Source organism: Streptomyces sp. JJ66, assembly GCF_019303495.1.
Lineage (GTDB): Bacteria > Actinomycetota > Actinomycetes > Streptomycetales > Streptomycetaceae > Streptomyces.
Map to the genome: position 1 here is coordinate 88,961 of NZ_JAEVFI010000004.1, position 19,831 is coordinate 108,791.

Genomic DNA, 19,831 nt, shown 5'->3' on the forward strand with positions numbered 1-19,831 from the left:
ACGGACAGGAGCGGCAGGAGGGAGAGGACGTGGGGACCTGCACGGTCGGCGTGTCGATCGCGGTCCCGGAGCCGTACGGCAGCATGCTCCAGCAGTGCCGTACGGGCTTCGGGGACACCGCGGCCCACGGCATCCCCACCCACGTCACCCTCCTGCCGCCCACTGAGGTCGAGGCGGCCGACCGCGAGGTGATCGAGCGGCATCTCGCGGAGGTGGCCGCCGCCGGTCAGCCGTTCCCGATGCGGCTGTCCGGCACCGACACCTTCCGCCCCCTCTCGCCCGTGGTCTTCGTGCGCGTCGCGGAGGGCGCGGCGTCCTGCCACGGGCTCCAGGAGCGGGTGCGGGCCCCCGAGGGGCCGCTCGCGCGGGAGCTGAACTTCCCGTACCACCCGCACGTCACCATCGCCCACGGCATCGACGAGGCCGCGATGGACCGGGCGCAGCGCGAGCTGTCCGACTTCGAGGCGGCCTGGCTGATCACCGGCTTCGCGCTGTACGAGCAGAACACGCGGGACGGGGTATGGCGGCTGGTGCGGGAGTTCCGCTTCACGGGGAGACCGCCGCTGCCCTCCCTGCCCCAGCAGTCGGGCAGGTCACGGCCGGCGGCCCCAGCGAGCTGAAGGCTGGGGCCGCCGCTCTGCGGCCCCGGAACCGGTGCGCGCTGAGGTCCGTGCTCCCGCTGCGGGGCCGTCCGGTGGAGTGGTTTCCGGCGGGTGCCCCTTGCTTTGCCGGACGGAGGGTAGAAGGGGCTGCATGGATTGGCTGACCCGGTTGCCGTACGTCGGCCCGCTCGTGGTGAAGCTCACGCACACGCACCTGTGGCGCGCCTACGAGCGGATGGACGCGACGCACTGGACGCGCCTGTCCGCCGCGATCACCTTCACCAGCTTCATGGCGCTGTTCCCGGGGCTGGCGCTCGCGGCCGCCGTGGGCGCCGCGTTCCTCACCGAGAGCCAGATCGGCACCGCGCAGGACTGGCTGTCCGCCCAGCTGCCGGGCATCGCCGACCAGGTGGGCCTCCAGTCCTTCGTGGACAACGCCGGTACGGTCGGGCTCATCGCGGGCACCGCGCTGCTGTTCACCGGGCTGAACTGGGTGGAGTCGGTGCGCGGGTGCGTGCGCGCGGTGTGGCGGTGTCCGGAGGAAGAACTCAACCCGGTCCTGGTCAAGCTGCGGGACCTGGGCATGCTGGCCGGGCTCGGCGGTGTGGTGGTGGTCTCGCTGGCGGGCTCGGCGTTCGCCGTCGGCGCGGTGGACTGGACGGCCGACCAGCTGGGCGTGGAGCGCGCGGGGGTGGCGCGCGCGGTGCTCCAGACCGTGCCCGTCGTCGCCGCCCTCGGCGTCGATTTCCTGCTCCTGGGCTATCTGCTCACCCGTATCCCGGGCGTGCGCCCGCCGCGCTGGGTGCTGCTCCAGGCCGGGCTGATCGGCGCCGTCGGCTTCGAGCTGCTGAAGCTGCTGCTCGGCGGCTACCTCAAGGGCGTCGCCGCAAAGAGCATGTACGGCGCGTTCGGCGTGCCCGTGGCGCTGCTGCTGTGGATGAACCTCGTGGCCAGGCTGCTGCTGTTCTGCGCCGCCTGGGCGGCCACGGCCCGGGAGGTGCGGGAGGAGACGGGGGAGCAGCCCCGGGCATGTCTCGGTGCCGAGTCCGCCGAGTCCGCCGAAGACGCCGAAGACGCCCCGGGCTCCCTGCCCTCGGAGCCTTCCGGGGACGGGGACGGGGACGGGGACGGGCACGGGGAACCCGGGACGTCCGACGCCGGAGGCAGGCGCACCGGGAGCCAGCGCACCGGGCCGCGCGAGCAGGTCGCCCGGGCGATGGCCCGGGTCCGGAAGGCGCTGGGGGTGACACCGGCGCATGACCCGCCGCCGGGGGAGACCCAGCCTGGGGAGTCCCAGCCGGGGAAGACGAAGGCGCGGGCAACCCAGCCGGGGAAGACGAAGGCGCGGGCAACCCAGCCGGGGGAGGCGCAGAGGTAACCGCACGTCCGTTCGGTGTACCCTCCACCGCTGGCATGCGTTGTGTGACCGGTACCAGAGTTTGAAGGAGAGCTGCGTGAGCGAGACGGCGACGAGCGGTGCGGCGATCCCGGAGCCGAGCATCCCGCACCAGACCGGGACGCTGGCGTCGGACGCGGATCTGGCGCCCGCGCAGCGCCTGCGGCGGCGCCTGGAGCGGCTGATTGGCACCCCGGCCACCGAGGGCAACGCTCTGACCCGGCTGCGGAACGGCGACGAAATCTTCCCCGCGATGCTGGAGCGCGTGCGCGCGGCCCAGCACACCGTGGACATGATGACCTTCGTCTACTGGCGCGGTGACATCGCCCGCGAGTTCGCGCACGCGCTGTGCGAGCGGGCCCGGGCCGGGCTGCGGGTGCGGGTGCTGCTGGACGGGTTCGGCAGCCGCCCCATCGAGAAGCACCTGCTGGAGGAGATGGACGAGGCCGGGGTCCACGTCGCCTGGTTCCGCAAGCCGCTGTGGCTGTCGCCGTTCAAGCAGAACCACCGCTGCCACCGCAAGGTGCTGGTGGTGGACGAGCAGATCGCGTTCACCGGCGGTGTCGGCATCGCCGGGGAGTGGTGCGGTGACGCGCGCAACGAGCACGAGTGGCGCGACACCCACGTGGAGGTGCGCGGCCCGGCGGTGGACGGCATCGCGGCGGCGTTCGCGCAGAACTGGGCCGAGTGCCGCCCCGACCTGTTCGACGACCGTGACCGGTTCGTCCACCAGGAGCCGCACGGCGACGCCGTCGTCCAGGTGGTGCGGGGCTCGGCCAGCATCGGATGGCAGGACATGCAGACCCTGCTGCGCATCGTCATCGAGACGGCTGAGCGGCGGCTGCGCCTGACCACCGCGTACTTCGCCCCGGACACGTACTTCATCAACCTGCTGTGCGAGGCAGCGCGTCGCGGCGTCGCGGTGGAGATCCTGCTTCCCGGCCCGTACACCGACGAACGGCTGTGCCAGCTGGCCGGGCAGAGCCACTACCTGGAGCTGCTGGCCAGCGGCGTCAAGATCTACCAGTTCCAGCCGACGATGCTCCACGCGAAGATCATCACGGTGGACGGCATCGCCTCCCTCGTCGGCTCCACCAACGTCAACCGCCGCTCGCTGGACCACGACGAAGAGGTCATGCTCGCCGTCATCGACGACGCGTTCACGGCCACCCTGGACGCCGACTTCGAGGCGGACCTGACCCGGGCCGAGGCCATCTGCCCGCGCCGCTGGCGCTCCCGCCCCGGCCTGCAACGCCTGGGTGAACTCGCCGTCGCCCCGATCCGCCGCTTCCTGTGACGCCTCGCGTGGCGTGGGGGCGGACGCCGGCCGGCGGCGCCCGCACCCACGTCAGCGCTACTTGCGGCCCGGCGCCCAGTCCATGCCCCACTGGTACGCCTGGTCGAGCGCCTTCTGCGCTCCGCGCACGTGCCGCACCTCGCGCTGCACGGTCAGCCCCCGCCCGGTGTTCTCGATCATCGCGATGGCGCAGATCCGCGACTGCTGGTCCGACTCGTCCAGCCGCACCTCGATCGGCGCCTGCCCGGGCCGGGTGAGCGTCACCACGGCGTCGGCCTGCTCCCAGTTCGGCACGCCCTCGTAGATGAGCGCGAACACCAGGACCCGCTTGATGGAGTCGGCGTGCTCCAGCTCGATGCGCAGGTTCTCCCCGGCGACGGCGGCTCCGGAGCGGTCGTCGCCGTCGAGTGAGAGCACCGTCCGGCCTGCCTTGTCCCGCGCGGTGAACGCGTTGCCGAGCGCCTGGACGACGCCCTTGGAACCGTCGCTGAACTCCCACAGGCAGCCCAGGTCCAAGTCGATTCCGCCCTGCGGCTGGAACGCGGACTGCAACTTGGCCAGGAAGCCGCGCTTGCCGCCGCCGCCCGCCGCGTCGCCCTCGGGCCGGGCGTTCCAGTTCAGGTTCACCGTGAGGGTGCCATGGGCGGCCTCGGACTTGTCCAGGGAAACCCGGGGGGACTCCTTCGTCAGTGTCACCTTGCTCGGGCTGCTACCACCATCGGTCACGCTGGCCTCCTTCGCTGTGCCTGTGCCACGACGCTAACGGTTCGCGGGCCGTTGGTATGCCCCGGGGGCGGCGATTCCCCGGGCGGCACCCCCCGGTCGTGGCGCCTACCGCTGGTTCGGCCAGCGGCGGTGGGCCAGCCAGGTGGCCCCGGCCAGGGCGACGGCGGTGACGGCGACCAGGCCGACCGCCGTCGGGAGGCCCGAGCCGCCCTCAGCCTGCGGAACCGAACCCGTGGCAAGGTCCTCGGGGTCACCGGCCGGGGTACCGCCCGCCTGACCGGTCGTGCCCTCCGCCTGGCCCACCGGCCGCAGCGCACCCTCGGGCGGTACCAGCTCACCGACCGGCTTCACCTTCCCGGCCGCTGCGAAACCCCAGTCCAGCAGCGCCGCCGCTTCCTCGTAGACGCCGTTGGCCCCCTTCTCCTCGTCCGGGTGCATGACCGTCACCAGCAGCGCCCGGTCGTTCCGTTCGGCGACGCCGGTGAAGGTGTGGCCCGCCTCCGTGGTGGAGCCGTTCTTGATCCCGGCCAGCCCCTCGTACGGCTCCAGCCCGTAGGAGCCGACGAGCAGACGGTTGGTGGACTGGATGTCGTAGAACTCCCGCTTCCGCTTCTTCTCGCCGGCGCCCTCACCGTCGTCGCCCGCGTCCGTGTCCGCGTCGCCGTTCTGGTCCTGGGCGTCGGCGTCCGCGTCGTCGGCGTCGTTCTCGTCCGCGTAGCCGCCGGGGAACTCGGCGGTCCCGGTGGCCGCGTAGGCGCGGAAGTCGGGCTTTTGCATGCCGGAGCGGGCGATGAGCGTGAGGTCGTAGGCGGAGGAGGTCTGCCCCTCGGCGTCGTAACCGTCCGGGCTGACCACGTGCGTGTCGTCGGCGCCCAGCTCCGCCGCCCGCTCGTTCATCTCCCGCACGGTCTGCTCCAGCCCGCCGTTCAGCGCGGCCAGCGCGTGCACCGCGTCGTTGCCGGAGGCCAGGAACACGCCGTTCCACAACTGGTGTACGGAATACTCGTAGTTCTCCTTCACGCCCACCGCACTGCTGCCCACCCCCATCGGTTCCAGGTCCTCGCGCTGCACGGTGTACGTCGTCTCGGCGTCGAACTTCGGCAGCAGGGTGTCGGCGAACAGCATCTTCAGCGTGGACGCGGGCGGCAGCTCCCAGTGCGCGTTGTGCGCGGCCAGCACGTCACCGGTCTCCGCGTCGGCCACGATCCACGCCCGCGCGGTCACGTCCTTCGGCAGCTCCGGCGCGTTCGGCCCGCGTTCGACCTGCGTGCCCGGCCGCCCCAGCCGCTCCCCGCCCACCGTGGACATGGAAGCGGGCGGCTTGGGCTCCTTGTCCTGGCCGTCCTTCTCCTCGGCGGCGGCGGGAGCGGCACCGAGGAAGAGGACGGGGGCCAATATCGAGGCGGCGACGGCCGAACGGGCGGACGCGCGCCCGGCGGAACGAATAAAGGTGACCACCTTGTGAACGTACCGCCTGCCCCGGAGTCCCGGGACCCCGGGGGAGCGGATCGAAAACCCCGCCGAAGCCCTTACGGCGTGGCCGTCCCCGGCCCCGGAACCGGGGGCCACGCTACCGCCGTTCAGGTGAAGCGGACCGTGCCGCCCTGACGGCCACCGCCACCCACCACACCGTGCCACCGGCGGGCGCGTGGCCCCCGCCCACAGTGGGAAAGCCGCATCCGTACGCCAGCCGGAAGGCCGTCAGGCCGGAACCCTCAGGCCGAGGCCGCCAGCTCCACCACCGTGATGTCCGGTTCGGCGCCCACCCGGACCGGCGGGCCCCACGTCCCCGCGCCCCGCGTCACGTACAACTGCGTGTCCTTGTACCGGTCCAGGCCCGCGAGCGTCGGGTTGGCGAGCGCCGCGAGGTAGGTGCCGGGCCACATCTGGCCGCCGTGGGTGTGGCCGGAGAGCTGGAGGTCAACACCGTGTTCGACGGCCTCGTGGATCAACACCGGCTGGTGGGCCAGCAGCACCGACGCCCGTTTGGGGTCGCGGTCTTTGAGGGCGGCGGCGAAGTCCGGCCCGTCGCCGTAGTCCTCGCCCGCGACGTCGTTGACGCCCGCGAGGTCGAAGGCGGGCAGCTCCAGCCGCTCGTTCTCCAGCGGCCGCACGCCCAGTTCGCGTACGTACTCCACCCATTCTCGGTGCCCGGTGTAGTACTCGTGGTTGCCGGTGACGAAGTACGCGCCGTCCCGGGACCGCAGCCCGGCCAGCGGTTCGGCGTCCGCGCCGAGGTCCGCTACGGAACCGTCCACCAGGTCGCCGACGATGGCCACCGCGTCGGCGTTCACCCGGTTGATCACGTCCACGATGCGCTGGGTGTGGGCGCGGCCCAGGATCGGCCCGAGGTGGATGTCGCTGACGACGGCGATGCGGTACCCGTGGGCGCCGCGCGGCAGCTTGGCCAGCGGCACGGTTACCCGCTTCAGGCGTGGCCCGATGCCCAGCACGCTGTAGGTGCCGTAGCCGACGGTCCCGGCGGCCACCACGCCCGCTGTGGCGGCGGCGGCGCGGGCCACGAACAGGCGGCGCGAGGGCGGCGCGGGCGGCGGTGCGGGGTCCGGTGTGGCGGCCGACGCGGGGGCCGGTGGGGTGGCGGGTGGGTGCTCACCGCCGTCGCGCCCGGCACCCTCGGGCACGGTCACCCGCTCCGGTGCGACAGCGGGCACCGCCTCCTGGGCCTCCCCGCTCCGCGCCCCGTCCCGCCGCCGCAGCAGCCGCCGGGCCAGCGGACGCAGCGGCTCCAGCGCGAGAAGCGTCAGCAGCAGGTAGACGAGCACCGCGAACCACAGGTACCCGGGCCAGGCGATGATCCGCTGCACGGTGAACGGCAGCCCGCTGCGGCCCACCAGCTGCGCGGCGACGGCCAGCACCGGCAGCAGCACGGCCAGCCCCGTCCCCACCCGCCGGTAGCGCGAGCCGCGCGCGCTCACGTCGCGGACCAGCCGCCGCCACAGGTAGTAGTGCACGCCGCCGAACACGCACACGATCACCACGACGAACACGAAAACGCCCACTGCCGTGCCCGCCCCCAGATGATTGACTCCGACGTCCGCGCTGGTCGCGACGGTGACGAGGGGCGCCCGTGGGTCAGCGTGTGCGGACCAGCCGGGACATCCCTTGGACGCACTGTACGTCCTCACCGACGGCCACGCGTCGCCGCGTCGGGCATGCCTCCACGGCCCCGGCCGGGGCATCCCGCCCATGGCTGACCTCGTGGCGGTGTCCCCCGGGGGGCCAGGGCCTCGGGGGACACCAGTGGGGGCGCGGGTGCGGTCAGTAGCCGCAGTTGGTGACCCACTTGTGGGAGGAGACGCGGTCGTTCCACGACCTCGAAAGGTTGCCCGAGCCGCCGTTGGGAGCGCAGGTTGAGGCTCCGGTGTAGGAGGCGTGCTCGTAGAGGCGCACGTCGCCGTAGGCGCCGCTGTAGCCCGAGTTCCGCCAGGACGAGGCGCGGTCGTTCATGTTGAACCGCCCGCTGTGGCCGCAGGTCCTCCAGCTGGCGTCGTTCCCCGACCAGCCGCACGCCGCGCCGTTGAAGTTGGCGTGCTCCCACACCCAGAAGTTGCCGTCGGCGGCAGGAGCGGCGGGCGCGGCAGGAGCGGCGGCGGGCGTCGTGGCGGGCGTGGTGGCGGACGCCGAGCCAGCCAGCACGCCCGGTGCGGCCACCAGGGGCAGCGCCAGCGCGCAGGCGCCCAGGATGGAACGGAACTTACGCATGTGATCCTCCGGAGGTGTCCTTGTGTGCCGTGGATGTTGCGGTGTGTGGTGCCGTGACGCGTCGTGCCCGGGGCAGCGCGTCGTTCTGGAACCGCCACCTGAGCTGGAGCTCGTCCCGGTACTCGGTGCGGAGTTCCTCGCGGTAGGAGCGGTCCAGGTCTTGTGCGACGCGAGCCAGCCCGGTGCTGGTCGCGCAGGCCGCCTCGGCGGCGGCGAGGGAGGCCGCGGCGGCGTCGGCCTCCTTGGCCGGTAGCCGGGCGGCGAAGTCGGCCGCCGCCCGGCGCGTGTGGTCGGGGGTGGGGTAGGGCCGCCCGGCTTCCCGCATGCAGGCGGCCCAGCGTTCCACCGCCCGCGTGTAGCGGGCGTCCTCGCGCACCTGGGTCTCGCGCAGCGGCCGCAGGTTCATGGTGATGACCTTGACGCGGAACCAGGCGGCCAGGTCGCCGTAGAGAGCGCGCTGGGCGGAGGCGACGCAGCCCTGGTCGGAGGCGGTGATGGTGGTTCCGGTGGGCGCCTTGGCGGACAGTCCCACGGGGGACGCGCCGATCAGCGTGGCGCGCGCGGCCTCTTGCCGGTCGGCGGGCAGGCTGCGCAGCCGCCGTTGGTTGGGGTCCGCTTCCCGGACGCGCTCCAGCCGGCGTTCCTCCGCGCCCCCGTACCCGTGCTCCCGAGCCCACGCGATGTCGTCCACCACGTAGGGGAACGACCGCGCCTGGGTGTCCGGGGGCTCGGTGACGTCGTACGCGAACCCGTGCTCGGTCATGCACTCACTGATCAGCACCTGCTCGGCCCGGTCGAGCAGGCGGGTCTGCTCGGCGGTGGGTTCGGTGGCCGCAGCGCTGGGACCCGGGGCACCGGTACCGTCCTGGGCCGTGTGCGCGGCCACCCCGACCCCGGTGAGCACCAGGGCCGCCGCAGTCACGCTGACCGCCGTCGCCCACGGCCGCTTCACCGCCGCCTCTTCCCCTGCGCCAGGTTTCCGGTAGCTGCCCCCGCCCCCCGTGCGGGGGCAGCCCGGCGGCGTCGCCCGGTCAGGGGAGCGGCCGAACCCGACACCAGCCACGCGGCGCGCCGCGGCGGCCACCCGGCGGTGCGCAGGACCCTCCCTCCCCTTTCGGCAGGTCCGCCTTTCCCTTTCCGCCGAGGGAACCCGAGGGTATTCGGAGCGGTCTGGCAAAAAGGCGATCCTGCTGCGCGGATTTCCGTGACCGTGCGGGTGTCATGGCGACCGGTGAGCAGACCGAACCGAGGCTTTCCGCCTGCGCCGATCTTGTGGGGAGAGATGCGCGGGGCGGGGCGTTGACCCCTCGCCACGGACAAAGGCGGGAACAGCGCGGCCCGCCGGACAGACACTTCTCGTTCCGCTGTCTTGAACACGCTCAGACAGTGCCTGCGCGGAGATGAGCGGACAACCTCTTCGATGCTGCTCGAAAGTCCGGCGTGGCGGGTTTCGAAGAAGCCCGGGAGCAAGCCCCGCGCCCGGAACCAGCGGCGGAGGGACGGTGACTTACCCGGAGCGCCCCGCGCGCGGCGCCCGCAGCCCGCGCAGGCCGATGACCCCGATCGCGGTGCCCAGGGCGAAGGAGACGACCGCGAGGACGAGGTGCACCCAGAAGTACCCGGTGGGGTCACCCGCGTCGTCGAAGGCCAGGCCGCTGGAGTCCTTGGCCAGGTTGCGGACGAAGGTGATCCACACGAACCACGACCACACCCCGAACGCGAGCAGGAACCAGGAGACGGGGCGGGAAAGCTTCATGCCGCAAGTATGCGCGGGGCCGCCGAGACGGCGGGGCCGGGGGTTGTCCGGCGCTGGGCGGAGTCAGGCGCCCGGGCGGCGGAGTCAGGTGCCCGGGCGGCGGGGCCAGGCGCCCGGGCGGCGGGGCCAGGCGCCCGGGCCGGCTCAGGCGCACCGGGTGCCGTCCTCCGGTACGTCGCCGTCCAGGAGGTAGGCGTCCACGGCGCCGCGCACGCACGCGCTGTCCCCGAGGTACGCGCCGTGGCCCTCGCCGTCGTAGGTGAGCAGCACGCCGACGTCCCCGCCCAGCTCCTCCGCCATCCGCTCGGCGCCCTCGACCGGCGTCGCCGGGTCCCCGGTGGTGCCCACGACGACGATCGGCGCCGCGCCCGCCGCGCTCACGTCCGGTGTCTCCCGCGCCCCGGCCACCGGCCAGCCCGCGCACCACCCGGCCGCGTCCCAGGCCAGGAAGGCTCCGAAGACCGGCGAGATCGCCTCGAACTCGGGCACGATCCCGCGCGCGTCCTCCGGGGTCGGACGGGCGCTGTCGTCCGCGCAGGAGATCGCGCGCTGGGCGTGCGCCGAGGCGTCGTAACGGCCCTTCTGGTCGCGGCCGTTGTAGAAGTCGGCCAGCGCGAGCAGGGTGCTGCCGTCACCGTCGTCGGCGCGGGACAGCGCCCGTGTCAGCAGCGGCCAGTTCTCCTCGCGGTACAGGGCGGCGACGATGCCGGTGCGGGCCAGCGACTCCGTCAGCTCCCGGCCCCCGGACGCCGGAAGCGGCTTGGCGTCCAGCTCCTCCAGCAGCGCCGCCAGACGCGCGCTGCCCTCGGCCGGATCGGCGCCGGTGCTCGCCAGGTAGTTCTCCAGCGCGCGCTGGAAGCCCGTCGTCTGGTGCCGCAGATGCGCCACGGTGTTCGCGGTCGGATCGACGGCGGCGTCCAGCACCATGCGCCCCACGCGGCGCGGGAACAGGTGGGCGTAGGTGCCGCCGAGCGTGGTGCCGTAGGAGAAGCCGAGGTAGTGCAGCTGGTTGTCACCGAGCACGTGGCGCATCAGGTCCATGTCCCGCGCGGCGTCGGCGGTGCCCACGTGCGGCAGCAGCCCGCCCGCTTCCCGGCCGCACGCCGCGCCCAGCGCGCTGGACTGGTCGAGGTAGGTCTTCTCCTCGGCCGCCGTGTCGGGAGTGGCGTCCAGGGCCAGCATGTCCTCGATACCGGCGTCGTCCAGGCAGCGGATCTGCGAACTGGCCCCCACCCCGCGCGGGTCGAAACCGACGAGATCGTAGGCGCGGCCCAGGGTGGCGAAGCTGTCGCCGTGACCGGGCAGGCTGGCGACACCGGAGCCGCCGGGACCGCCGAAGTTGAACAGCAGCGAGCCGACGCGGCCCTCCGGCTCGCTGGCCTCCCGGCGTATCAGCGCCAGCTCGATCGTCTCGCCGCCGGGCGCGTGGTAGTCCAGGGGCGCGGTGAGCGTGGCACACCGCCACGCCTCGCCAGGCGCGTCCTGGCCAGGCTCCGGCGCCTCGCACTCTCCCCACTCCAGCCGCTGACCGGTGAAGCGTGCGGGCAGCGGGGGCGCCGCGCTCCCGGGTGCCCCGTCCGCCCCGGGCACGCCCCTCGCGGACGGTTCGGCTGTCGCGGACGGCTTCGCGGCGCCCTCCTTCCCCTCCGCACCGCCCCCGCAACCACTCACACCGGTGACGGACAGCACCGCCACCGCAGCGAGCGCCACCGCCCTCCGGTACCGCCGCCCCGATATCCCCGTTCCACCCATCCCGGCCCCTCCGCCCGCACACCGACGTAGCGCGCCATCCTAGGCCGCCCCCTCACCCGGGCACGCTTTTCGCACGCGTGCGCTGCCCGGGAGCGGACTACTTCAGCGCGTCCCGCAACTCGCCGGTGGTCATCGATACAGCGCTGCCGCGTTGCCGGTCGAGTTCACCCTGGAGCAGGCCCAAAGCGTCTTCCAGTACCTCCAGAACGACCGGGGAGACCACCACCGCGACGGTCTCCCCGGCAGCGTCGGTGAGCGAGAGCGCTTTGGCTTCGTGGGCGAAGGCCAGTGCCCTCTCCGCGTCCAGAGCCGGGGGGTCACCATCCTTCTCGCGTCGGATGAGCTCATCCCGGGTCTGGGCGACGTAGCGGGCGATCGCGTCCAGCTGCCGGGCGGCGTCGGTGAGAGAAAGGGTGTCCACCGGGCCACGGCGGACGTGACCATCGAACTGTGCGGGGTCCATGCACGCACCGTGGCACGGCGTGAAGTGGGCCCACAAGAGCGCCTCGCCGAGCTCGCCGGACGAGTGACAGCAGCAGCCGACACCGCACGCCGGTGCCCAGAAACCCGACGCTTCCCCGCGGCGCGGCGAACAAAGAAATGGGGACCGAAACAGGCCCCTCGATGACGTTACGAGCCGTCCGCGTTGTCCGGCGAATTCAGCGGTTGGTAGTCATCCGGCTCCACCGTGTAAAAACACTGGGGGCAGACGTACCCCCCGTGCGGGCCTTCGGTGACCAGCCATCCGCAGTGAGCACAGTGCATATCAGCCAGACTGCCACGGACACTGCGTGCAGGACAGCTGACCATTCGGTCCCTGGATGGTCGATGCGCCACAATTCGGACACTGCATCGGCCTCACCTCCTGGTGGCAGGATGCCGCCGCCCGGCCCCACCGTTAAGCGCGAAACCAGCCAAACAGGTGATCCCTCCAGGAGCCTGCCCGCCGCTACCGTGGCCGCGACCCTTCTCGACTCCCAGGAGGCCCCGTGGAGCCTGACTCCGCCCTCGCCACCATGACCACCTACGTAAACGGTCAGCCCGTCGCCGTCCCCGCCACCATCGCGGGCGTGCGCGCCATCCTCAGCGATGCCGACCGGGCCGCGTTCGACGCCGAGATCGAGACCACCCCGGCCATCCAGCTCCCCGCCACCCTCATCCGGTGGGCTCTCCCGCCCGAGGCAATCCGGGCGGACGACGAAGCTGTGGCCCGGCTGCGCGCTGGAGACTTCTCTGGCTGCGTCTCTTTGGACGGGGACGCCCACCACCCGGGAGCGTGAGCCGCTACCCTCCCGCGCCCAGTCGCACACCGGCGGCGGCCAGCCCCACGTAGCGGGCGACGAGCGGGGCGCTGTAGAGGTCAATGGCGTCGTCCAGGTCGCGGTAGGCGTGGTCGAGCACCCGGTGCGGGTCGTGCATGGCGGCGGCCCGGGCGCGGTGCCGGTCCGCGTCGGTACGCGGAGCCGCCTCGGCCACCATGCGCCGCACCACCTCGCGGGCTCGCTGCTGGCGGCAGTACGCCGTCCAGGCCGCGCTGTCGGCCGGGGCGACCGCATCCGCTGACGGCACGCCCGGCCGGGCGGCGCGGCGGCGCAGGCGGGCGATGATGTACGCGGCCGGACGCCGGGGGCGCCAGGTCAGGTACCAGGCGTGCAGCTCGGCAGCGATGTCGTGCGCTGACAGGCCCGCGTCGATGAGCGGGCGCAGCGCGAAGGCGAGGCGCCGCAGGCCCTCGGTCTGGGTCCAGCCGACCAGGGGCCGCACCTGCCGTGCGAGGGCGATATCGCGGGCCACCTGGCGCGGTGTGCGCCCCGCCCCGGGGCGACGGGACTGACCCGGGCCGGGGCTGCGGCGGCGCCTCGCGGACGAGGTGTTGTTCAACCTCCCACCCAGCACAGCCTTGGGTACGCCGGGGTCCCGAGTGCGGGATTGGGGCTCACCGGCTGGTGAACGCCCGCTTCTGGCCAACGTGTTGGCGTCGGCGGCGGGCGCCCGTCCAGCGGTGGCGAGCCCGCGCCCAGCGGAGGTGAACCCGGCGACCCGCGCGCCGTAGCCGGTGCCGTCAAGCCGGTGGCCCAGCGCATGGTCGTAGCCGGGCGGGATGGTGGCCGCGTACACCGTCGCCGTGCCCGCGTACCGCCGCCCCGGGAGGCGCAGGTTGGTACGGGAACCGTGCCGCACCCAGGCCAGCAGTCCCGCCTCCCGCAGCACGCGGACATGACGCTTGACGGTGGCACGCGAGAGACCCAGCCGGGCGGCGGTACCGTCCAGCCCGTACAGCACCGTGCCCTCGGTGTAGTCCATGCGCCGCGCCAGCTCGGCCGCCACCCGCCGGGTGGTGCCGTTCACGCCGGGGTGCACCCCGGCTCCGGCCACCCACGCCACAGCCCGCAGCCACGCCCGGGGCTGCGCACGCCGCGCGGGCGTGGCGGACACTTCCTGCTGCGGCCGGGTCAGCGGCACCCACGCGGGCACGGGAACATCTGGGCATGCCACGGCACGCCCGGGTAGGCTGGGCAAGCGACAGTCCTTACTTGCACGTGGGACTCGTTGATCAGCGGATTCGCACTCCGCTGGTACTCACGGCCGGGCGGCTCCTACACCGCTCGGCCGTTCCGCTACTCGGAAGCCGTGCCCTCAGACGGCTTCTCCTGCTTGCCGCGTGTTCCAGCTTCAATCTGCTGAACGCGGGCCAGCGAAATGCCGAGAGTCTTGGCGATGTTCCGGTAGCTGACGTTTTTCGCGCGCAGGGCGACCACAGCCGCTTGGCGAATCTCGCGCAGGCGCATGTGCTGATCAGGCCACGCTTTCAACAGCGCGCCCGCCTTGCGTGCCCGCTCGGCCGGGTCGTCCATACGCTCCAAGGAGTCCAGGACTTCGAGCACGAGCCTCACCTCCTCTTCCTCGCCTGGGCTTTCCGCCATGCCGCTCCCTCCTTGGCGGGGAGCGTGACCGCACTGGACACCGTACATCGGGCGCTGTACGGTGTCCATCGTCCGCTGTACGGCGGAAGCGGTCGCGACCCCTGCGTTCGCTAACAGAACGGCCCCGGCCAACTGGCGTTGCACCGCCCGGCCGGGGCCAGACCCACCACAGCCACTACCAAGGCAGGTCCGCCATGGATCGTACCGACGCCACCCCCACCCACGGCAGCCACACCGCCGAGTGGGACGACAACCGTCCCGCCATTCCCCGCATCCCCAGGCCCCGCCCGGCCACCCCCGTCAGCCAGGCCGACGAACACTTGCGGCGCGCCCAGCAGCACACCGCCCGCCGCGCCTCCGCCGGAGCCACCCGGTGACCGCCCGCGAACCGGACCAGCAGCCCACCGGAAACCGTGTCGTCGCCGAGCGGGCCGACGTAGCCGCTTGCCGCCGCGACTACGAACAGGGCGCCGCTGCCCGGCGTGGCCTCGACAAGGCGGTACAGCGCGCCGCACAACGCGCCCGCGACAGCCAGCAACTCACTCCGTACCGCGCTCCTGACCCCGCGACGGGGTGCCGGAACACCGGGCGGGTATGGCTGGTGGCCTCCCTCCCCGCAGCGTTCCTTTCCGACAGCCCAGCGCCGTAGGCCGGGCAGGCCCCGGCTCTTCGCCCGGCCACTCTGCTCCCAGGATCGGGAGCTCGCTGACCCGGGGGAGCGCAGGCAGTTCCGCCACACGGCGAGGCTGCGCGCCCCCGGGTGAACGCGGACAAGAAGAAGCCCCACCCTGCGCGGGGCGCACACGATGGGGCTTGCCTCTCAGCCGGGTGAGCAAGCGGCCGGGCGGGGTCAGGCGGCGCCCACCTCACCGGCCTTCACGCCCGCCACGAACGCCGAGAACGCGGCGGGGGAAACACTCAGCACCGGGCCAGCCGGGCTCTTGCTGTCCCGCACCGGGACGGCGCCGGTAGCCGCCGCGACGCCTGGCGCCCACTCGACGCAGGTGCCGCCGTTGCCGCTGTAGGAGGACTTGACCCAGTGTGGGGTCGGGGATTCGGTCGTCACGGGGTGCCCTTTCGTCGCGGTGGATGCGGGTCCACGGAGGCCGTCTGGGACAGCGGCGCAGCGTGCAACTGTTGGTAGGTGCAGGGGGAAGCCCCGTCATGCATCGCACCACGGGGCCGTGTCCACCCGGTGGGCGCCGTCCGGGTCAGACGGCGCCGAACTCCCCGTTCTTCACGCCCGAGACGAAGGACGTGAAGGCGCGGGCGGGGATGGCCAGCACGGGTCCGGCCGGATTCTTGCTGTCCCGCAGGGGGACGACGCTGGTAGCAGCCACCTGCGCGGGCGCCCACTCGACGCAGGAACCGCCGTTGCTGCTGTAGGAGGATGTGACCCAGCGCGGGGTCGTGGATTCGGTCGTCACGGGGGGCCCTTTCGTAGCTGGTGGATCAGGTCCACGGAGGCTGTCTGCGACAGCGATACAGCCTGCAACTGATGGTAGGCCCTCACCAGCGGCAACACGCAAGCCAACTCCCGGTCCAACTGGCCCTGGGTCTCCGACTCGACGTAGGAGAGCACGGACCGGTCCTGCAACGTAAGCAGGTTCACCAGGCGGTTGAAGGGCCGACGCTCGCCGAGGCTGAACGGGGCGAGCTGGAGCATGGTGTTCGGGCACGCCGCGAAGTCGGTCAGCTGCTGCAACTGGGCGTCCATGACGTCGTGCCCGCCGATGGGCCGCCGGACGCAGCTCTCGTCCAGCACCGCGATCACCATGGGCGGCATGGGCCGCGTCAGCGCGGTTTGACGCTCCATGAGAAGCGCGACCCGTTCCTCTGCCTGTCCGCGCGTGATGTCGCCCCGTTCGACCTCGCCGTCAGCCAGCGCCAGCGCGTACTCGCGGGTCTGGAGCGGGCCGGGTATCACGCCTGTTTCAAACAGCCGGATCTCCGCCGCCCTGCCTTCGAACGCGACGTATTCGGGGAAGCCCTGCAACAACACGCCGTGCTCGATCTCGCCCCATTCCCGCTCGAACGAGTCAGCGGTTCCTTCGAGCCCCAGTGCGACGTCAACCGCCGCCGAAAACTTGCGAGTCGGCGGTTTCCTGGCAGTTTCCACCCCGGAGATGTGACGCCCGGAGTAGCCGATGCGCACCCCAAGATCGTCTTGCTTCCACCCCCGCGCCTCCCGTGCCGTGCGCAGACGGGCGCCATACGCCGCTTCCGGGCTCTTATCCGGATTCAAGTCCTTGCGGTTTACCAAAGTGTCCTCCGCCTACAGAACGTTGAACGGGTTTCCACTGTAGGCCACGCTGAGCCGCCTTGGTAGTGGAGTCACTACGGAGAGGAGCGGCGATGTGTGGGCAGAACGTTCCTGCGAACGAACCCGCCCAACTGCCGGAACCCGGCACGCTGGTGATGGACACCAGCCGGAACCAAGTAGGGGAATTCCGTGGGGTCACCGGCCCCTACTGGGCGCTGCGGCCGGTGCGGGGCGGCGTGGAGTGGGAAGCGGACCCCGCGCACGTGCGGCCCGCCGAGCCGATAGAGCGCCTGCACGCCGACGTCGCCCGGACGAACGCCAGAAGCCGGGGTGAGCGGCTGTGACCACGGCAACGCGACGCGTCTTCCGCTTCGTCACCTGGACGCTGCGACTCGACCAGGACGACGACGCCCCACCCCTCACCTACGCGTTCCGCTGCCTGACGCTGCGGGACGACGACACCGAGTGCGGCGCCCGCTCACAACCGAGCACCGACCCCGCCGCCGCACGGAAGTGGGCGTTCGGCCACCTGCGCGAGCACCCCGGCCACACCAGCTACGCCGAAGTCATCGAACGCCCCTGGGTGATGTGGCCGGGTGAGCCCGTATGAGCGGCACCCCGGCCCCGACCGGTTACTGGTGCGAGGTACGCGCCGAAGGGCTCGTATACGGCACGGGCGCGACCGTCCCCTACGTCCTGGGAACGTTCGCGACCCCTTCCCCGGTGCTCGCCCTGCGGTGGCTCCGCGCGGAGGCCCGGCGCATCGCGAACCGGCTTGACCCCGACCCACACCACTCGCCGTGGGCACGCCCCTTCCCGAGCGCGCCACACCCGCCCGTACCCGACTGCCCCACCCAACTCCGCACCTGGGCCGCCGACCCCCAGTGGCATCGCATCGCCCGCGCACACCTCACCACCAGCCACCCCCTGCACGCCACGTTCCCCGACGCGGACTGCACCTACACCCTGTCAGCCCACCCCGTCCGCCTCCCCACCCACCCAGCCCACCGGCGCACCCCGCCCCGCCGCTCGCTCTACATCCTCACCCCCACCCCACCCTGACCCCGCCCCGCACCGCCGCACCCCCATCGTTCCTGCCCACGGAGTGGTACGGGAAGTCCGGCCAGAGGGGGCACCACCTCCAAACCTCAATGCCTGGTTTCCGCCGTCCGAGTGCCAGCCGAGAAACTGAGAGAACCATGGTACGCGCATTGCCCGGAAAAGATTTCTGGAGGCTGATCCACCCGTACACGGGTGACCTGTCCTCAGCCGAACCGACCGTTCGCGGCTTCGGATCAGACTTCACGGCAGTGGTGGGGTGCGAGAAGGGTCCCCTCTTCGTCAAGGCGATGAGGAACCGGCAAGGAGGCCGACGTGATTCGCTCCTCAGGGAGAAGGTGATCAACTCTGCGGTGTGGCCCCTGTCCCCCGCCCTTTCCTGGAGTGCCGAAGACGAGAGCTGGATCGTCCTAGGATTCACCGTTGTAGACGGCCGACGCGCGGACCTCTCGCCGGATACGGCAGACCTTCCCTACGTTGTGCAGCTTATCGACCGGATCGGAAGCGTGCCCCTCCCTGGGTTTGCTCACGGATGGCATGAGCAGCGCTGGGACAGATTCGCCGAAACCCCCGCAGCGGCGCGACTATTCCGTGGTGACGCGCTGATTCACGGGGATATCAACCCGAGTAACCTCATCATCGGTGACGCTGAGAGCTGGGTGGTCGATTGGGCCTGGCCCACCCGGGGCGCCGGATTCATCGACCCCGCTTGCCTGGTGGTTCAGCTCGTGGCCGCCGGACACACCCCGGAATCGGCCGAACAGTGGGCTGCGCAGTGCCCTGCCTGGCAGGAAGCAGACCCGAAAGGGATGGACGCCTTCGCCGCCGCCACCGTGCGTATGTGGTGCATGGTCGTCGAGCGCAAGCCGGAGGCCGAGTGGTGCGCGGCGATGAGAGACGCCGCGCGAGCGTGGGCCGCTCACCGATCGGTGCGAGTGAACTGACCCGCCGAAGGCCCCGCCCGTGCGTGCTCCCGTGACACGGGCGGTGCTCTGCGATGCGCTGGGCTGCCGCGCCCGCTGCCTGGGGTGCGCCGACTCGCCTCGGTACTTATCGGACGTACCGAGTGCCCCGGACGGTGTTGGGTGTTCCGCGGACGATTCCGCGTGCCAGCCGGGGCAGCCCGCGTGTTTGCCGAAGTTCCCCAACTCTCCGGACGGAACCCGATGACGGAATGGACCGAGCACGCTGCCGCGCTGGCGGATGACGTGACGCATCCGCAGTCCCGATGGCGTGACGCTGTACGCAGCACGCCCCGCCACCTGTTCGTACCCCGCTGGTGGTGGGCCGAGCAGAACGGCGCGCTGCTGGCGGATGGCCCGGCGGACCCCGGACTGTGGATGCGCGTGGCCTATAGCGACACCACCCTCGCCACGCGTCTGGGAACGCTCCACGCTGATCACGCCGAGCCCGGCGACCGGCCCGAGTGGTGGCCTACCTCGTCCTCCATGCTTCCGTCCCTGGTCGTGCAAATGCTTCGGCATGCCCGTCCGGCTGAGGGCATGAGGATTCTCGACGTCGGTACCGCCTCCGGATACTCGACGGCGCTCCTGTGCCACCGGTTCGGCTCGGAGCACGTCACCAGCGTGGACGTGGACCCGTACCTGACCGAAGCCGCCCGTGAACGGCTCGCGGAGGCTGGGCACCGGCCTGAACTGGTGACGGTGGACGCCACGAAGGAACTCCCCGGCACGTATGACCGGATCGTCGCCATGGTGGCGATGCCCCGCATTCCCGCCTCGTGGCTGCGTGCCCTGCGGCCCGGTGGGCGACTGGTCACCACGCTGAGCGGGACGACCCTCATCATCGGAGCGGAGAAGACACCGGACGGGGGAGCCGTGGGCCGGGTGGAACGCGACTGGGCCGGGTTCATGCACGCCCGGCACGGCCCCGACCACCCGCCCCGGCTCATCGAACGGTTCTCGCACGCCAAGGACGACGAAGGGGAAGAAGTCAGCACCGGTCGCTACCCGGTACTGAACATCGACGAGGTGTGGGAGGTGCGAACCCACCTCACCCTGACCGTGCCAGGGGTGGAAGCGCACTTCGAGGAACACGAAGGACAGCGCACGGCATGGCTCTTCCATCCCGATGGTTCCTGGGCACGGGCCTCAGCCGAGTGGACCGCGCCGCCCGAGGTACACCAGAGCGGCCCGCGCCGCCTGTGGGACGCTCTCGAACGCATCCGCAACCGACTGAACACGGAAGGCGCGCTACCCCTGTACGGTGCCTCCGCCCGCATCACCCCCGAGGGCGTGGTGCACCTCTCCCGAGGAAACTGGCAAGCGTCCATCGGCAACCAGCGTTGACCCCTTTCCGGGGTCGGAGGTTAT

Annotated in this window: 24 protein-coding genes; 11 read left to right on the top strand and 13 right to left on the bottom strand. The window is 72.0% G+C overall.

From position 1 onward, the window contains the following. The first annotated feature begins 29 nt into the window (after window positions 1-29). The 3 genes from JJV70_RS04630 (at window position 30) to JJV70_RS04640 (ending at window position 3,295) form a co-directional block, all read left to right on the top strand. Complete coding sequence (locus JJV70_RS04630) at window positions 30-620, top strand: 2'-5' RNA ligase family protein (protein WP_219046393.1); 591 nt, start codon at window positions 30-32, stop codon at window positions 618-620. Window positions 621-753: 133 nt separating this feature from the next. Further along, window positions 754-1,980, top strand: coding sequence for a YihY/virulence factor BrkB family protein (locus JJV70_RS04635; protein WP_219046394.1), 1,227 nt, complete (start codon window positions 754-756; stop codon window positions 1,978-1,980). 121 nt (window positions 1,981-2,101) lie between these two features. Then, window positions 2,102-3,295 (top strand): phospholipase D-like domain-containing protein, encoded by a 1,194-nt coding sequence (locus JJV70_RS04640; protein WP_308294685.1) that lies wholly within the window; start codon window positions 2,102-2,104, stop codon window positions 3,293-3,295. A 57-nt stretch (window positions 3,296-3,352) separates the two neighbouring features. Here JJV70_RS04640 and JJV70_RS04645 read toward each other — a convergent pair whose 3' ends face one another. The 8 genes from JJV70_RS04645 to JJV70_RS04680 all read right to left on the bottom strand — a co-directional run bounded on the left by JJV70_RS04645 (window position 3,353) and on the right by JJV70_RS04680 (window position 11,715). Beyond that, window positions 3,353-4,021 (bottom strand): Tellurium resistance, encoded by a 669-nt coding sequence (locus JJV70_RS04645; protein ID WP_219046395.1) that lies wholly within the window; start codon window positions 4,019-4,021, stop codon window positions 3,353-3,355. A gap of 105 nt (window positions 4,022-4,126) precedes the next feature. Next, window positions 4,127-5,479, bottom strand: coding sequence for a D-alanyl-D-alanine carboxypeptidase family protein (locus tag JJV70_RS04650; protein ID WP_374227248.1), 1,353 nt, complete (start codon window positions 5,477-5,479; stop codon window positions 4,127-4,129). 257 nt (window positions 5,480-5,736) lie between these two features. Next, window positions 5,737-7,041: a metallophosphoesterase gene (locus tag JJV70_RS04655; RefSeq protein ID WP_308294681.1), complete on the bottom strand. Its 1,305-nt coding sequence runs from the start codon at window positions 7,039-7,041 to the stop codon at window positions 5,737-5,739. A gap of 259 nt (window positions 7,042-7,300) precedes the next feature. Continuing rightward, the gene (locus JJV70_RS04660) at window positions 7,301-7,744 is read right to left on the bottom strand and encodes a peptidase inhibitor family I36 protein (RefSeq protein ID WP_219046396.1); all 444 of its coding nucleotides are present in this window, start codon (window positions 7,742-7,744) and stop codon (window positions 7,301-7,303) included. Then, the gene (locus tag JJV70_RS04665; protein WP_219046397.1) at window positions 7,737-8,696 is read right to left on the bottom strand and encodes a hypothetical protein; all 960 of its coding nucleotides are present in this window, start codon (window positions 8,694-8,696) and stop codon (window positions 7,737-7,739) included. The genes JJV70_RS04660 and JJV70_RS04665 overlap by 8 nt, the downstream gene beginning before the upstream one ends. A gap of 555 nt (window positions 8,697-9,251) precedes the next feature. Then, window positions 9,252-9,500 carry an SCO4848 family membrane protein gene (locus JJV70_RS04670; RefSeq protein WP_219046398.1) on the bottom strand — a complete coding sequence of 83 codons (249 nt, stop codon included), beginning with the start codon at window positions 9,498-9,500 and terminating at the stop codon, window positions 9,252-9,254. 144 nt (window positions 9,501-9,644) lie between these two features. Beyond that, window positions 9,645-11,252 carry an alpha/beta hydrolase gene (locus JJV70_RS04675; RefSeq protein ID WP_219046399.1) on the bottom strand — a complete coding sequence of 536 codons (1,608 nt, stop codon included), beginning with the start codon at window positions 11,250-11,252 and terminating at the stop codon, window positions 9,645-9,647. A 97-nt stretch (window positions 11,253-11,349) separates the two neighbouring features. Beyond that, window positions 11,350-11,715 carry a hypothetical protein gene (locus JJV70_RS04680; RefSeq protein ID WP_219046400.1) on the bottom strand — a complete coding sequence of 122 codons (366 nt, stop codon included), beginning with the start codon at window positions 11,713-11,715 and terminating at the stop codon, window positions 11,350-11,352. A gap of 526 nt (window positions 11,716-12,241) precedes the next feature. Between JJV70_RS04680 and JJV70_RS04685 the strand changes: the two genes are divergently transcribed. After that, window positions 12,242-12,532 (top strand): hypothetical protein, encoded by a 291-nt coding sequence (locus tag JJV70_RS04685; protein ID WP_308294682.1) that lies wholly within the window; start codon window positions 12,242-12,244, stop codon window positions 12,530-12,532. A gap of 4 nt (window positions 12,533-12,536) precedes the next feature. On the opposite strand, the gene JJV70_RS04690 is transcribed toward JJV70_RS04685, so the two are convergent. After that, on the bottom strand, window positions 12,537-13,727 hold the full coding sequence (locus JJV70_RS04690; RefSeq protein WP_219046401.1) for a helix-turn-helix domain-containing protein: 1,191 nt from the start codon (window positions 13,725-13,727) through the stop codon (window positions 12,537-12,539). Between the two features lie 143 nt (window positions 13,728-13,870). Continuing rightward, the gene (locus JJV70_RS04695; RefSeq protein ID WP_219046402.1) at window positions 13,871-14,176 is read right to left on the bottom strand and encodes a hypothetical protein; all 306 of its coding nucleotides are present in this window, start codon (window positions 14,174-14,176) and stop codon (window positions 13,871-13,873) included. A gap of 194 nt (window positions 14,177-14,370) precedes the next feature. Between JJV70_RS04695 and JJV70_RS04700 the strand changes: the two genes are divergently transcribed. Together JJV70_RS04700 and JJV70_RS04705 are read left to right on the top strand one after the other, a co-directional pair. Beyond that, the gene (locus tag JJV70_RS04700) at window positions 14,371-14,553 is read left to right on the top strand and encodes a hypothetical protein (RefSeq protein ID WP_219046403.1); all 183 of its coding nucleotides are present in this window, start codon (window positions 14,371-14,373) and stop codon (window positions 14,551-14,553) included. Beyond that, entirely contained in the window at window positions 14,550-14,825 is a 276-nt protein-coding gene (locus JJV70_RS04705; protein WP_219046404.1) for a hypothetical protein, read from the top strand. The genes JJV70_RS04700 and JJV70_RS04705 overlap by 4 nt, the downstream gene beginning before the upstream one ends. Window positions 14,826-15,026: 201 nt before the next feature. Here JJV70_RS04705 and JJV70_RS04710 read toward each other — a convergent pair whose 3' ends face one another. The 3 genes from JJV70_RS04710 to JJV70_RS04720 all read right to left on the bottom strand — a co-directional run bounded on the left by JJV70_RS04710 (window position 15,027) and on the right by JJV70_RS04720 (window position 16,439). Beyond that, a complete protein-coding gene (locus tag JJV70_RS04710) occupies window positions 15,027-15,242 on the bottom strand; it encodes a DUF397 domain-containing protein (RefSeq protein WP_219046405.1) in 216 nt (71 codons plus the stop codon). A gap of 145 nt (window positions 15,243-15,387) precedes the next feature. Next, entirely contained in the window at window positions 15,388-15,603 is a 216-nt protein-coding gene (locus tag JJV70_RS04715; RefSeq protein ID WP_219046406.1) for a DUF397 domain-containing protein, read from the bottom strand. Beyond that, window positions 15,600-16,439: a helix-turn-helix transcriptional regulator gene (locus tag JJV70_RS04720; RefSeq protein WP_219046407.1), complete on the bottom strand. Its 840-nt coding sequence runs from the start codon at window positions 16,437-16,439 to the stop codon at window positions 15,600-15,602. Before JJV70_RS04720 ends, JJV70_RS04715 begins: the two co-directional genes overlap by 4 nt. Before the next feature lie 92 nt (window positions 16,440-16,531). Between JJV70_RS04720 and JJV70_RS04725 the strand changes: the two genes are divergently transcribed. From JJV70_RS04725 to JJV70_RS04745, 5 genes are all read left to right on the top strand, one after another. Continuing rightward, window positions 16,532-16,783 carry a hypothetical protein gene (locus tag JJV70_RS04725; RefSeq protein ID WP_219046408.1) on the top strand — a complete coding sequence of 84 codons (252 nt, stop codon included), beginning with the start codon at window positions 16,532-16,534 and terminating at the stop codon, window positions 16,781-16,783. Beyond that, complete coding sequence (locus tag JJV70_RS04730) at window positions 16,780-17,049, top strand: hypothetical protein (protein ID WP_219046409.1); 270 nt, start codon at window positions 16,780-16,782, stop codon at window positions 17,047-17,049. The genes JJV70_RS04725 and JJV70_RS04730 overlap by 4 nt, the downstream gene beginning before the upstream one ends. Then, window positions 17,046-17,501: a hypothetical protein gene (locus JJV70_RS04735; RefSeq protein ID WP_219046410.1), complete on the top strand. Its 456-nt coding sequence runs from the start codon at window positions 17,046-17,048 to the stop codon at window positions 17,499-17,501. Before JJV70_RS04730 ends, JJV70_RS04735 begins: the two co-directional genes overlap by 4 nt. Window positions 17,502-17,638: 137 nt before the next feature. Further along, window positions 17,639-18,442, top strand: coding sequence for an aminoglycoside phosphotransferase family protein (locus JJV70_RS04740; RefSeq protein WP_219046411.1), 804 nt, complete (start codon window positions 17,639-17,641; stop codon window positions 18,440-18,442). Window positions 18,443-18,664: 222 nt separating this feature from the next. After that, window positions 18,665-19,807: a methyltransferase domain-containing protein gene (locus tag JJV70_RS04745; protein ID WP_219046412.1), complete on the top strand. Its 1,143-nt coding sequence runs from the start codon at window positions 18,665-18,667 to the stop codon at window positions 19,805-19,807. Window positions 19,808-19,831 lie beyond the last annotated feature (24 nt).

Excerpts from the sequence above, each read along its gene's own strand:
- JJV70_RS04635 (WP_219046394.1), top strand. The coding sequence starts at position 754 with ATGGATTGGCTGACCCGGTTGCCGTACGTCGGCCCGCTCGTGGTGAAG.
- JJV70_RS04725 (WP_219046408.1), top strand. The coding sequence starts at position 16,532 with ATGTGTGGGCAGAACGTTCCTGCGAACGAACCCGCCCAACTGCCGGAA.
- JJV70_RS04700 (WP_219046403.1), top strand. The coding sequence starts at position 14,371 with ATGGATCGTACCGACGCCACCCCCACCCACGGCAGCCACACCGCCGAG.
- JJV70_RS04670 (WP_219046398.1), bottom strand. The coding sequence starts at position 9,500 with ATGAAGCTTTCCCGCCCCGTCTCCTGGTTCCTGCTCGCGTTCGGGGTG.
- JJV70_RS04675 (WP_219046399.1), bottom strand. The coding sequence starts at position 11,252 with ATGGGTGGAACGGGGATATCGGGGCGGCGGTACCGGAGGGCGGTGGCG.
- JJV70_RS04740 (WP_219046411.1), top strand. The coding sequence starts at position 17,639 with ATGGTACGCGCATTGCCCGGAAAAGATTTCTGGAGGCTGATCCACCCG.
- JJV70_RS04680 (WP_219046400.1), bottom strand. The coding sequence starts at position 11,715 with ATGGACCCCGCACAGTTCGATGGTCACGTCCGCCGTGGCCCGGTGGAC.
- JJV70_RS04745 (WP_219046412.1), top strand. The coding sequence starts at position 18,665 with ATGACGGAATGGACCGAGCACGCTGCCGCGCTGGCGGATGACGTGACG.
- JJV70_RS04735 (WP_219046410.1), top strand. The coding sequence starts at position 17,046 with ATGAGCGGCACCCCGGCCCCGACCGGTTACTGGTGCGAGGTACGCGCC.
- JJV70_RS04660 (WP_219046396.1), bottom strand. The coding sequence starts at position 7,744 with ATGCGTAAGTTCCGTTCCATCCTGGGCGCCTGCGCGCTGGCGCTGCCC.
- JJV70_RS04695 (WP_219046402.1), bottom strand. The coding sequence starts at position 14,176 with ATGGCGGAAAGCCCAGGCGAGGAAGAGGAGGTGAGGCTCGTGCTCGAA.